Below are 12,605 nucleotides of genomic sequence, written 5' to 3'. Positions count from 1 at the left end.
TCTCTCCTGATTACCAACCGGCGTGGGCTGCCACGGCAGCGGCAATGGCCAGTGCAATATCACCGGGTTGACGTTTATTGGAATAACTCAAAAGCTCTGGATGGCTGGGCACAAAGCTGGTATCGAACAAACCACTGCGAAAATCTTCATTGCCGAGAATCTGGCGATAATAAGGCGCGGTGGTGCGAATGCCCTGCAAGCGCATGTCGTCTAGGGCGCGTTCACCGCGAGCGATCACTTCTTCCCAGGTCAAAGCCCACACCACCAGCTTTAAACACATGGAGTCGTAATACGGCGGAATGTCATAGCCGGTGTAAATGGCGGTATCGACGCGCACGCCAGGGCCGCCGGGGGCGTAATAATGCGAAACACGGCCAAAGCTGGGTAGAAAATCGTTTTGTGGATCTTCGGCATTAATGCGAAATTGCAGCGCAAAACCACGGTAGCTGATGTCTTGCTGGCGATAACTGAGCGGCAAGCCCGCCGCCACACGTAATTGCTCACGTACAATATCAACGCCGGTGATTTGCTCGGTAATGGTGTGCTCCACCTGCACGCGGGTATTCATTTCCATGAAATACACTTCGTTGCCGGTGAGCAAAAACTCCACCGTGCCCGCATTTTCATAACCGACGGCCTCGGCGGCTTTAACGGCCAGGCCGCCTATGTATTCGCGCTGCTCTGGGGTTAATTGTGGGCTGGGCGCAATTTCGATCAGCTTTTGGTTGCGCCGCTGAATAGAGCAATCGCGTTCGTATAAATGCACCACATTGCCCTGGCTGTCGGCCAGAATCTGCACCTCGATATGGCGCGGGTTAATGATGCATTTTTCTAAAAACACATCGGCACTGCCAAAGGCTTTGGTGGCCTCGGAAATTACCCGTGGAAACTGCTGCTCCAGCTCTTGTTCGTTATCCACTCGGCGAATGCCGCGACCGCCACCGCCTGAGGTGGCTTTGATCATCACCGGATAACCGATCTGCGCCGCTACTTGTTTGGCGTCCTCTATCGACGCCAAATTGCCATCGGAGCCCGGCGTGACCGGCACACCGGCGGCGCGCATGCTGTCGCGAGCGGCGGTTTTATCGCCCATGCGCTCAATCACGGAGGATTTAGGGCCAATAAATTTAATGCCTTTTTGCTCGCACAAATACGCAAAGCGCGAGTTCTCAGATAAAAAGCCATAACCGGGGTGAATGGCATCGCAACCGGTTTGCGCGGCCAGGTTAACGATTGCAGCTGGGTCGAGATAGCCCTGAATCGGGTCTTCGCCCAAGGAGTAGGCTTCGTCGGCGCGCTTAACGTGCAGCGCGTAGCGGTCAGGTTCGGTATAGATGGCCACCGAGCGAATGCCCATTTCGGCACAGGCGCGCACAATGCGCACCGCGATTTCGCCGCGGTTGGCAATCAGCACTTTCTTTAACTGGGACACGGTTGCGCCTCCATTGCAAAGGTCTGACCAGACTAGCCTAGGGTAAACATCACTCCTAATTGATATTTTTTTGGTATTCCATAATCTAAACCTTATGGATGAATAAACAAGGCGACTGTTATGCCATTGTCTGTGCAAAAACTGGTCAACCGTTTAACCCTGCGCCAGCTGCAAGTTTTTCAGGCCGTGTACGAACAACGAGGCTATGGCAAGGCAGCGCAACTGCTGGGGTTAACGCAACCGGCGGTCAGTGCGCAAATCCGCCAGCTGGAAAGCGCTCTTGACCAAACCTTGTTTGAGTACGTCGGCCGCAAACTTTACTGCACCGCTGCCGGCGAAGTGGTGGCACAGCGCACCCAAGCGCTGTTTACCCATCTAAAGGAAATGCAAAGCGATTTACACGCCCTGCAGGGGCAGCTGGCCGGCGACTTGCGCATTGCCGCCGTCAGTACCGCCCAGTATGTGGTGCCGCATTTACTGCAACTGTTTTTGCAGCAATACCCCGCCATTCAGGCGCGCATCGATGTGGTGAACCGCCAGCAAGCGCTGGAGCGACTGGCCAATAACCGCGACGATTTGGTGATTATGGGCTTGGTGCCCAATGAAAAGCCGCTGACCTCGCTGCCCTTTCTGGACAACCAATTGGTGGCGGTGGCTCCAGCAGGACACCCGTTAACACAGCGCGATGCCGTCAGCCTAGAGGCGTTTTTGCAACACCCTCTGCTGCTGCGCGAGCTGGGCTCAGGCACCCGCTTGGCGCTGGAGCAACACTGCCAACAGCGCCGTCAAAGCCTAGAGGCGGTAATGGAGCTGGGCTCGAACGATGCGGTCAAGCATGCGGTGATGGCAGGCATGGGCGTGGCGGTGCTGCCACGCATGGGCATTTTGGCCGAGCTGCGGCTGGGGCTATTGCAGGAGGTCGCCGTCGAGGACTTCCCGCTGCGACGTTCCTGGTGCCTGGTATACCCCCAGGCCAAGCAACCCAGCCCCGTCAGCCGCGCGTTCATTAGCTTTGTGCAGGCACAGTTGGCGCTGATAAGCCGCTATTTTGCTGAGCTTGCAGAGCCTCCGGTAAAGACTCCAGATGCAAGGTGCGAGTCGGGAAGGCACAGTCACCACCATGAGCATGAATGATGTTCATCACCTGCAGCAGCACGTCCTGTTTGATGGCGTGAAACTCTACCCAAGCCGTGGTTTTGGTAAAGGTGTAAATAAAGAAATCCAAACTGGAAGCACCAAAACTGTTGAAGTTCACAATCATGGTGCAGTTCTGATCAATATCAGGGTGCTGCTCCAACATGGCGCGCACATCATCAATGATGGGCTGCATCAGGCGAGCGTCTTGGTAGCGAATACCAATGGTCTCGTAAATGCGGCGATTGAGCATGCGTGACGGGTTCTCCACCACAATGTTGGTGAATATGGCATTGGGCACATACAGTGGCCGCTTATCAAAAGTGCGAATGCGGGTCACGCGAAAGCCGATGTGCTCTACCGTGCCCTCGATGTTGCGGTCCGGCGAGCGCACCCAGTCGCCGACTTTAAACGGGCGATCCATGTACACAATGATGGAACCAAAGAAGTTAGCCAGCAGGTCTTTGGCCGCCATGCCTACGACCAAGCCGCCAACACCACCAAAGGCCAGCAGGCCAGAAATAGAGATGCCCAGCATCTGAAACACAGGCAATACAATTAAAAAGGTCACCGCCAATTTGGCGACCTTGCCCACCATTTGCACCGTGGTGGGGTCGGCTCCACTGTCTAGCTGGCGCACCTCTACCCGATTGATTAAACGCCAGATGGCCCACGCCACCAAGATCAGCAATGACAGCTGGCGCACAATAGGAATGCTGGTGACGATTTCGGAAGCAAAATGACGCGCGCTGATGTCCGCCGTCCAAGTCGCGCCGATGGCGAGAATGCCCCAGTTAATCGGTACACCAATGGCATCCACTACCACGTCATCCCAGCGATTACGGGTTTTAGCGGCCAAAGCCAGCATTTTATGCCGCGCCAAGCGCCAGGCAAATGCCAGCACTAGGGTCAACGACAGGGCTATGCCGACATCCCAGAACCAGTCGTAATTTTGGTTGAGTAAGTCCTGCCACCAATCCACAGTGTGCTCCCGTTAGCTTGCCTAAAAAGTGTGGCTATTATTGCTGGCAGTCAAGGCCACAGCAATGGCAACCCGTGTGCCAAGGCACACAAATGCTCAGCTTCTCGAACGGACAAAGTGGCCGAAAATCACCAATCATACCGAGCGTTGCGTCTAAGTTGCCAAACCTGCCTGCTGCTTGCTTACTGTCATCGTAATTTCAAAGCTGGCTGCTAAGGTTTCAGTGCTTTCTTCCTTTATCATTCACTTGCACAGGGTCAATAGCCATGGATATTCAAGGCCTTTACCAGCAAAAACTCACCACCCCTACCCAGGCGGCCGAATACTTACGTGACGGCGATAATCTGGTCTTGGGTATGAGCGTCGCCATGCCGCCAGCACTCATGCAAGGCGTTGCCGACGCTTTGCATCAATCGCAGCTGAATGAGCTGAATCTGTATTACATGCATGGTACTCAGGCCTTATGCGACACGATTTTGGTACCAGAATTGGCTGACAAGGTCTGCCCACGGCCACTGTTTATGAGTGGTCACGATCGCCAAGCGTTAAAAAAATACCACCACAGAGCAATGATGGAGTTCGTCCCCGCCAGCTTTTCTCAAGTCGGCCGCCTGCTGACCGAATACATCGAACCGCACTGTTTTATGGTGACGGTATCACCCATGGACCGCCACGGTTACTTTAGCCTTGGCACCAATGCCGACTATGGCGCCAGTGTGATCCGCAAAGCGGGCAAGGTCATTGTGGAGGTCAATGAAAACATGCCGCGTACCTTTGGCGAGTGCTCGGTGCATATCTCTGAAATTGACGCCATTGTTGAAAACCACACGCCATTAATTGAGATTCAGCCTCACCCACCCAGCGATATCGATTTACAAATCGCCCGCCTCATTACCGAACGTATTGACGACGGTGATACCTTGCAAATGGGCGTGGGCGGCGTGCCCAACTCCGTTTTAGGCCTATTGCATGACCATAAAGACTTAGGCCTGCATTCTGAGCTATTCAGCCCGGCCATGGTGGGGCTAATTGAGCGTGGTGTGTTAAATGGCCGACGCAAATTATGGATGCAGCACAAACACGTGTTTACCCTCGCGCTGGGCGATAAAGCCATGTACGACTTTATGGATGACAACCCCTCCATCGTTGGCTATCCAGCCTCTTGGGTGAACAACCCAATGATTATTCAGAAGAACCAGAAGATGGTCTCGGTGAATGCCGCCATCGAGGTGGATTTAACCGGGCAAATCAACGCCGAGCAGTTGGCGGGCCAGCCGTTTTCTGGCACCGGCGGCCAGTTGGATTTTGTCCGCGGCGCCTTTCGCTCCAAAGGTGGGCGTTCCTTTATTGCGCTGCAGTCCACCGCCAAGGGCGGCACATTAAGCCGAATAGTGCCGACGCTATTAGGCGGCACCGTTACCGACACCCGCATGGATACCCAGTTCGTGGTTACCGAATATGGCTGTGTCGATTTAAAAGGGTTGTCGTTACCGCAGCGAGCGCGGGCGTTAATTAGCATTGCGCATCCCGCATTTCGCGATCAATTACATGAGCAGGCCAGAGCACTGGATTTGATTTAACCCTTGCAGGGGGCTTGCTGTTGCAGCAAGCCCCTAGCATTAACCGCGGCGCTGCCGTACCGCTTCAAACAAGCAAATACCGGTGGCCACCGAGACGTTTACCGAGCTCACTTCGCCCGCCATGGGAATATTCACCAGAAAATCGCAATGCTCACGGGTTAACCGCCGCATGCCCGCGCCTTCTGCTCCCATTACCAGGGCCAGCGGCCCAGATAAATCTTGCTGATAAATATTGGCCTCGGCTTCACCTGCAGCGCCACCGATCCAGATACCACGCTCCTGCAGCTCTTTCATGGTGCGCGCCAAGTTAGTCACCTGTACATAGGGCACAACTTCCGCTGCGCCACACGCCACCTTGGCCGCGGTGGCATTCAGCGGTGCCGATTTATCTTTCGGCGCAATCACCACATGCACACCGGCCGCATCGGCGGTGCGAATGCACGCCCCTAGGTTATGCGGGTCGGTCACGCCATCCAGAATCAGAATAAAGGCATTGCCGTCGATGGCGTCGAGTAAATCAGGTAACTGCTTTTCGCTGGTGCCCTGCAAGGGCTGGCGAAAGGCGATGATGCCCTGATGATTGCCATCGGCTTTTTGATTCATTAAGCCTTTATCAGCCTCACGAACGTCAATGCCTTGTTCCTTCGCCAGCTCCAACACGCGTTGCATGCGCTGATCAACACGGCCTTTTTGTACCCAAACTTCCGCCACTTGGCGCGCTGAGCGCTGCAACAAGGTGGTGACGGCATGCAAGCCGTATACTGCTTCTAACTTCATGCAATTCAGTCTCTACTTTTTCTTGGCCTTGTTAGCAGCCTTTTTCTTACTCGGCTTTTTACCCGCTTTATCGGGCGATTTTTTAGCGTTCAGCCTTTGGCGCTTACTGGGCTTTTTTTTGCCTTTTTTCGCTTTGCCGTCGCCATCTTTTGCCGCTGGCTTCTTACGCCCGGGCGCGAGCGGCTTAGCCTGTTCCCCTGCCGCTGTGCGTTTGCGCGGAAGGCGCGCTGGCGTAGGCATGTCCAGATCTTGGCGGCCCGGTTTTTTCGGCATAGATGTCAGTTCAAAGTCGACTTTGCGATCATCCAAATTAACCGCGACCACGCGCACCCAAACACTGTCACCTAGGCGGAAACTGCGGCGTGTGCGCTCGCCTGTTAAGCGATGCTTAACCGAGTCAAACTGGTAATAGTCGTTTTGCAGCGAGCTGACGTGCACCAAGCCTTCGACATACACATCTTTCAATTCAACAAACAAACCAAAACCGGTGACGGCCGAAATAACACCTTCAAACTCTTCACCCACATGCTCGCGAATGTATTCACACTTAAGAAAGTCAACGACATCGCGGGTGGCATCATCGGCACGGCGCTCGGTCATGGAGCAATGCTCACCCAGTTGCACCATGGCGGCTAAGTCGTACGGATAAATCTGTTTGCGATCTAGGTTAGGCGCGCCTTTTACCCGACGCACGTGGCGGCATTCTTTATCGCTGCGAATAATATGGCGAATACCGCGATGCACGAGCAAATCTGGGTAACGACGAATCGGCGAGGTAAAGTGGGTATAAGCTTTATACGCTAAGCCAAAGTGGCCTTCGTTTTCTGGGTCGTATTGTGCCTGGCTGAGCGAGCGCAGCATCACGGTTTGAATTAAATGCGAGTCAGGTCGATCTTCAATTTGCTGCAGCAAGGCTTGGTAATCTTTCGGAGACGGCTCTTTACCGTGGCGCATCGACAAACCCAACTCACCTAAAAAGGCATGCAAATTTTCTAACTTTTCTTCGCTCGGGCCTTTGTGCACGCGAAATAAAGCCGGCAACTCATAGCGCTCAAAAAAATCAGCGGTGCAGACGTTGGCGGCCAGCATGCATTCTTCAATCAGCATGTGTGCATCGTTACGCGAGGTCGGTACGATTTGTTGAATCTTGCGCTCGGCATCAAAAATAATGCGCGTTTCAACTGAGTCAAAATCCATGGCGCCACGCTGCTCACGCATTTGACGCAGTAATTTAAACAAGGTGTAGAGATTTTCTAAGTGCGGCACGATAGGCTGGTAATGCTTGCGCCAGGATTTGCCCTCTTCGCTAATGGGCTGCTCCAGCATTTGCCAGACTTTGTTGTAGGTCAGGCGGGCATGACTGTGAATCACCCCTTCCATAAATTTATAACCCGATAAACGACCATTTTTAGAAATGGTCATTTCACACACCATCACCAAGCGGTCGACTTCTGGGTTAAGCGAGCACAAGCCGTTAGACAGTTTCTCCGGCAGCATGGGCACCACAAACTCTGGAAAATACACCGAGTTGCCGCGCAAATGCGCTTGATGATCTAGCGCGCTACCAACTTTGACATAATGAGAGACATCGGCAATGGCGACATACAAGCGCCAACCACCGGTTTTTTTATTGACTTCACAGTAGACCGCGTCGTCAAAGTCTTTGGCGTCTTCGCCATCAATGGTGACAAACGGCAAATGGCGCAAATCTATGCGTTGTTGTTTATCGGCCTCGGCCACGCGATCGGGTAAGCGCTTGGCTTCATGCACCACGGCATCGGGCCATTCCGCGGGAATATTATGGCTGCGAATGGCGACGTCAATTTCCATACCGGGCGCTAAATGATCGCCCAGCACTTCCACCACTTCGCCCATGGGCAAACCACCAGGCTTGGGCTGCTGGGTAATTTGCACCAGCACAAATTGGCCGTGTTGCGCGCCGGCCCGACCATGCGGTGGCACCAGCACTTCATGACTCACCCGCTTATTGTCGGGTTGCACCACGCCCACACCGCTTTGGTCGAAATAACGTCCGACGACTTGGTGGGTATTGCGCTCTAATACTTCGACAATTTTACCTTCTGGCCGGCCACGGCGATCGTGACCCAGTATTTGCACGGCAACACGATCACCATGGAATACCTTGCTCATTTGGCGATTAGACAGGTACACATCGTCTTCGCCGTCGCGTAATACAAAACCAAAGCCATCGCGATGGCCCATCACCAAACCCTGCACCAGGTTGGCTTTGTCCATCGGCATAAATTGATTGCGACGATTGCTAATCAGTTGGCCATCACGGGCCATGGCAATCAAGCGACGGCGCAGTGCTTCCACCCGTTCCTCATCGCTTTCGTTTAGCGCCTCGCACACATCGGCGTGACTCATCGGCCGGTCGCTACGCTCCAGTAGCGCTAATAACGCCTCACGGCTGGCCACTGGGTTGTCATATTTTTCCGCCTCGGCGGCGGCATTCGGATCGTTAAGATTATCCGATTTGGAATTCGTCAAACTGACGCTCCTGTTGGGTCGCGCACTGTAACTTTTACAGCGCTTTAAATTGAATCTCGTTGGAGCTGCGCTCCTTGCCTGCAGCCTCTAACTGCTGCAGATACTCTTGCCACAAGCTCTGCTGATTCAGACACAAGTGGCGCAAATAATTCCAGTCGTACAGGCCAGAATCATGGCCATCGTCGAACACCAGTTTCAGGGCATAATTACCCGCAGGCTCAATGCGCAATAAGCCGACGTCTTTTTTGCCATACTGCAAAACGCCGTTGCCCGTGCCATGACCTCGCACCTCGGCAGAGGGCGAATAAACCCGCAATAGCTCAAAGCTCAGCTCATACTGACCATCTTCATAACCTAATACCAGTGTACGACTGGTTTTATGTACTTTTATTGACGTGGGAATCATAGCAGTTCCTACCACTGATAAAGGTTGGTCTAAACTCGAACAGTCGGCTGGCCATCATTAAAACGAACACGCCCAGCCCAGTGCCCTACTCTGACGTGGCTATTGTCGTAGGGTCATTACCTTCAGTGTACTATTTCAGAGGTCTGTCTATGAAGTCCTTGCGCTTGCTCAGCATTCAAAGCCGGCTGTGGCTCATGCTGGGCGTTACCACCTTGGTTCTGATCATTATCACGGTACAGGCTCTGCGCACAGAATACCGCTTGGTCATGGAGGAAAAACAAGAGTCGCTGCATCAACTGGTGGACGCAGCATACAGTCAGGTGCGCTACTTTCACAGCCTACAGCAACAAGGTTTGAGTAAAGACCAAGCCCAACAGCAGGCCAAAGATGCCTTGCGTCACTTACTGTATGGCGCGGGCGACTATTTCTGGGTCAACGACTCCAAGCCCGTGGTGATCATGCATGCTGCCAAGCCAGCATTAGAAGGTAAAAATGTTGATAGCGTCAAAGATCCTAATGGGCTCTATCTGTTCCGAGAAATCAATAAAGTCGCCAAAGCTTCCAGCGACGGTGGCCTAGTGGCCTACCAGTGGCCTAAAAAAGGCAGCGAAACCCCCGTCGATAAAGTTAGCTATGTGCGTCATTTCGCAGCTTGGGATTGGGTCATAGGTACAGGCGTTTATCTCGATGACGTACAGCAACAGTTTGCCGCTGAAGTGCGCCAGCAACTCATCATGAACGGCCTACTGTTGCTGCTGGTGGGGGTACTGCTGTTCTTTATCGTGCAAAGTATCCGCATTCCGCTGGCGAATCTCGCCGATGCCATGGCCAATGCCGCCAGTGGCGATGCCGACCTTACTCACCGCTTACCCAGCAGCGGCAACGATGAAATTAGCGGCATAGCCACTTCCTTTAATCGCTTTATGCAGCAACTGCACGATGTCATGACGGACGTGCGTCAGGCCACAGAATCAGTCGCCCTGTGTGGTCAAAAGCTCACCAGTATGGCCAGTGACACCCGTGCGCTAACCGAAGATCAGCGCTTGCAAGCCGAGCAAGCGGCCACGGGTGCCACTGAGATGACGCAAACCATTGAAGGTGTGGCACAAAATGCCGAGCAAGCGGCCGATGCCGCCCGTCATGCCGATGATAATGCCCAAGCTGGGGTCAGTACGGTTGAGCAAACCAAGCAGCGCATTGATCAGTTAGCTGAAACCATTGGTGAATCACAGCAAGTCGTTGATGGTCTGCGCAACGAAACCGAGTCCATCGGTTCGGTGTTGAGCGTGATTCGTGGCATTGCCGAGCAAACCAACTTATTGGCTTTGAATGCCGCCATCGAAGCAGCACGTGCGGGCGAGCAAGGCCGAGGCTTTGCTGTGGTGGCCGATGAAGTGCGTACCCTAGCCTCAAGGACTCAAGCGTCGACGGAAGAAATCGACACCATGATCAGCCGGCTACAGCAGCAAGCCGCTAGCGCGGTAAATGCCATGGCCGAAAATGCCGCGACGTCGAAAAGCACCGCCGAAATGGCCGATGAGGCAGCCGAGCGCATTCGCGCCATTACCCAAGCGGTCAGCACCATTATGGAAATGAACATCAACATCGCCAGCGCGGTGGAGCAGCAAAGCAGCGTGGCCGGTGAAATTACCCAAAACTTGGCCACCATTGCCGACTCATCCAACCACATTGCCGATTATATGAGCCAGTCCGACAGCAGCTCACATGATTTGGCCGAGCAGAGCGAGCGCTTACGCCAACTGGTGAAACGCTTCGGTGTATAAAAAAGCCCCGGTCATGACCGGGGCTTTTTTTGCCGAGATGCTTTACAGAATAAACTGACTTAAGTCCTGATCGGTGGCCAGCTGGCCGAGTTTTTCCTCAACGTACGCCGCATCAATGGTGATAGGGCCGGTTAAATCGGTGGCATCAAACGAGATGCTTTCCAGCAAGCGCTCCAGCATGGTGTGCAAACGGCGAGCGCCGATGTTTTCCGTGCTTTCGTTGACGTCAAAGGCGATCTGCGCCAAACGCTCAATGGCATCGTCGGTAAAGTCGATGTCCAACCCTTCCGTCGCCATCAAGGCTTTATATTGCATGGTCAGCGAGGCATTCGGCTCGGTTAAAATGCGTTTAAAGTCTTCTGGCGTTAGTGCACTCAGCTCTACTCGAATGGGCAGGCGGCCTTGTAACTCCGGAATCAAATCCGACGGTTTGGATAAATGGAACGCACCTGAGGCGACAAACAAAATATGGTCGGTTTTCACCATGCCGTATTTAGTGCTGACGGTGCAGCCTTCAATCAAAGGCAGCAAATCACGCTGCACACCTTCACGCGACACATCTCCGCCCGAGCCGCTTTCTTGGCGCTTGGCGACTTTATCAATCTCATCAATAAAGACGATGCCGTTTTGCTCCACCAACTCCACCGCACGCTCTTTTAGCTCTTCCATATTGAGCATCTTGGACGCTTCTTCATCGCGCAGCAGCTTCATGGCGTCTTTGATTTTCATGCTGCGCTTGGTTTTTTTATCACCGCCCAGGTTAGAGAACATGTTCTGCAACTGGTTGGTCATTTCCTCCATGCCGGGAGGTGCCATGATTTCAACACCGACCTGGCTGGCCTGAGAAACGTCGATCTCAATTTCTTTGTCGTCGAGTTCACCCTGACGCAATTTTTTGCGGAAGATCTGACGCGTACCGCTGTCTTCTGCTTTTGGCTCTTCGGTGGTGTCCCAGCTGGTTTGACGCGGCGGCGGCAATAGCACATCTAAAATGCGCTCTTCGGCGGCTTCCTCGGCGCGGTAAGAGACTTTTTCCATCTCCTGCTCGCGCAGCATTTTCAAACCCGTTTCGGTCAGATCGCGAATGATGGATTCCACGTCTTTGCCAACGTAGCCCACTTCGGTGAATTTGGTCGCTTCCACCTTAATAAACGGCGCATTAGCCAACTTGGCCAAACGGCGAGCAATTTCGGTTTTACCCACACCCGTCGGGCCAATCATTAAAATGTTCTTGGGGGTGACTTCGTCGCGCAGCTCTTCATTCAACTGCATGCGGCGCCAGCGGTTACGCAAGGCAATGGCAACGGCGCGCTTGGCATCATCCTGACCGATAATGTGGCGGTCGAGGGCGTGAACAATTTCTCTTGGGGTCATCTGGCTCATGCGCGCTCTCCGTCGGTCTGAGGTTCGTTGTTTAGCGTTTCAATGGTCAGATTGGTGTTGGTGAACACACAAATCTCACCGGCGATATTGAGGCTCTTTTCGACAATGTCGCGCGCGGACAAATCGGTGTTTTCCAGCAAGGCGCGCGCCGAAGCTAGGGCATAGTTGCCACCCGAGCCGACGCCAATTAAGTCATTTTCTGGCTGCACCACATCGCCGTTACCGGTGATGATCAGTGAGGCGGTATGGTCAGCAACGGCCAAAATCGCTTCTAAGCGACGTAAAGCGCGATCGGAGCGCCACTCTTTTGCCAACTCCACCGCTGCTCGCGTTAACTGCCCATGATGCTTTTGCAGTTGTGCTTCAAATTTTTCGAACAGGGTAAAGGCGTCTGCCGTACCGCCGGCGAAACCAGCGATGACTTGGTCGTTGTACAAGCGGCGTACTTTGCGGGCATTGCCTTTCATTACGGTATTGCCCAGCGACACCTGGCCATCGCCACCAATAACGACTTCATCGCCACGGCGAACGGAAACAATTGTTGTCATGCTTACATCCTGAAGGTGTGTTGCGTGTGTTCTGTTCTGCAATATTGGGCTTGCAGGTAGAATATCAA

The 12,605-nt window shown here is 53.6% G+C and carries 9 protein-coding genes and 1 pseudogene; 3 read left to right on the top strand and 7 right to left on the bottom strand.

Annotated features, from left to right (window positions below):
• Positions 1-10: 10 nt before the first annotated feature.
• Positions 11-1,432 (bottom strand): acetyl-CoA carboxylase biotin carboxylase subunit, encoded by a 1,422-nt coding sequence (locus IE090_RS13330; protein ID WP_189388878.1) that lies wholly within the window; start codon positions 1,430-1,432, stop codon positions 11-13.
• A 120-nt stretch (positions 1,433-1,552) separates the two neighbouring features.
• Between IE090_RS13330 and IE090_RS13325 the strand changes: the two are divergent.
• Positions 1,553-2,401 (top strand): annotated as a pseudogene (locus IE090_RS13325) (LysR family transcriptional regulator); the annotation flags it as partial.
• 37 nt (positions 2,402-2,438) lie between these two features.
• Here the strand turns inward: IE090_RS13325 and IE090_RS18065 are convergent.
• Positions 2,439-3,548: a mechanosensitive ion channel family protein gene (locus IE090_RS18065; protein ID WP_373296423.1), complete on the bottom strand. Its 1,110-nt coding sequence runs from the start codon at positions 3,546-3,548 to the stop codon at positions 2,439-2,441.
• 266 nt (positions 3,549-3,814) lie between these two features.
• Here IE090_RS18065 and IE090_RS13315 point away from each other — a divergent pair, with 266 nt between their 5' ends.
• Positions 3,815-5,128: an acetyl-CoA hydrolase/transferase family protein gene (locus IE090_RS13315; RefSeq protein WP_189388876.1), complete on the top strand. Its 1,314-nt coding sequence runs from the start codon at positions 3,815-3,817 to the stop codon at positions 5,126-5,128.
• A gap of 39 nt (positions 5,129-5,167) precedes the next feature.
• Here IE090_RS13315 and rlmB read toward each other — a convergent pair whose 3' ends face one another.
• The 3 genes from rlmB to IE090_RS13300 are packed head-to-tail and all read right to left on the bottom strand — an operon-like array spanning position 5,168 to position 8,822.
• Complete coding sequence (rlmB, locus tag IE090_RS13310; protein ID WP_189388875.1) at positions 5,168-5,905, bottom strand: 23S rRNA (guanosine(2251)-2'-O)-methyltransferase RlmB; 738 nt, start codon at positions 5,903-5,905, stop codon at positions 5,168-5,170.
• Positions 5,906-5,917: 12 nt separating this feature from the next.
• Positions 5,918-8,416 (bottom strand): ribonuclease R, encoded by a 2,499-nt coding sequence (rnr, locus tag IE090_RS13305; RefSeq protein ID WP_189388874.1) that lies wholly within the window; start codon positions 8,414-8,416, stop codon positions 5,918-5,920.
• 34 nt (positions 8,417-8,450) lie between these two features.
• Positions 8,451-8,822: a gamma-butyrobetaine hydroxylase family protein gene (locus tag IE090_RS13300; protein ID WP_189388873.1), complete on the bottom strand. Its 372-nt coding sequence runs from the start codon at positions 8,820-8,822 to the stop codon at positions 8,451-8,453.
• Between the two features lie 149 nt (positions 8,823-8,971).
• Between IE090_RS13300 and IE090_RS13295 the strand changes: the two genes are divergently transcribed.
• Positions 8,972-10,606 (top strand): methyl-accepting chemotaxis protein, encoded by a 1,635-nt coding sequence (locus tag IE090_RS13295; RefSeq protein WP_189388872.1) that lies wholly within the window; start codon positions 8,972-8,974, stop codon positions 10,604-10,606.
• A gap of 42 nt (positions 10,607-10,648) precedes the next feature.
• Here IE090_RS13295 and hslU read toward each other — a convergent pair whose 3' ends face one another.
• On the bottom strand, positions 10,649-11,989 hold the full coding sequence (gene hslU / locus IE090_RS13290) for an ATP-dependent protease ATPase subunit HslU (protein ID WP_189388871.1): 1,341 nt from the start codon (positions 11,987-11,989) through the stop codon (positions 10,649-10,651).
• On the bottom strand, positions 11,986-12,537 hold the full coding sequence (gene hslV, locus IE090_RS13285) for an ATP-dependent protease subunit HslV (RefSeq protein WP_189388870.1): 552 nt from the start codon (positions 12,535-12,537) through the stop codon (positions 11,986-11,988). The genes hslU and hslV overlap by 4 nt, the downstream gene beginning before the upstream one ends.
• Positions 12,538-12,605: the final 68 nt, after the last annotated feature.

Origin of the sequence: Bacterioplanes sanyensis (genome assembly GCF_014652515.1) — a bacterium.
Taxonomy (GTDB): Bacteria; Pseudomonadota; Gammaproteobacteria; order Pseudomonadales; family Oceanobacteraceae; genus Bacterioplanes; species Bacterioplanes sanyensis.
This window is presented reverse-complemented; position numbering and strand designations above follow the sequence as displayed.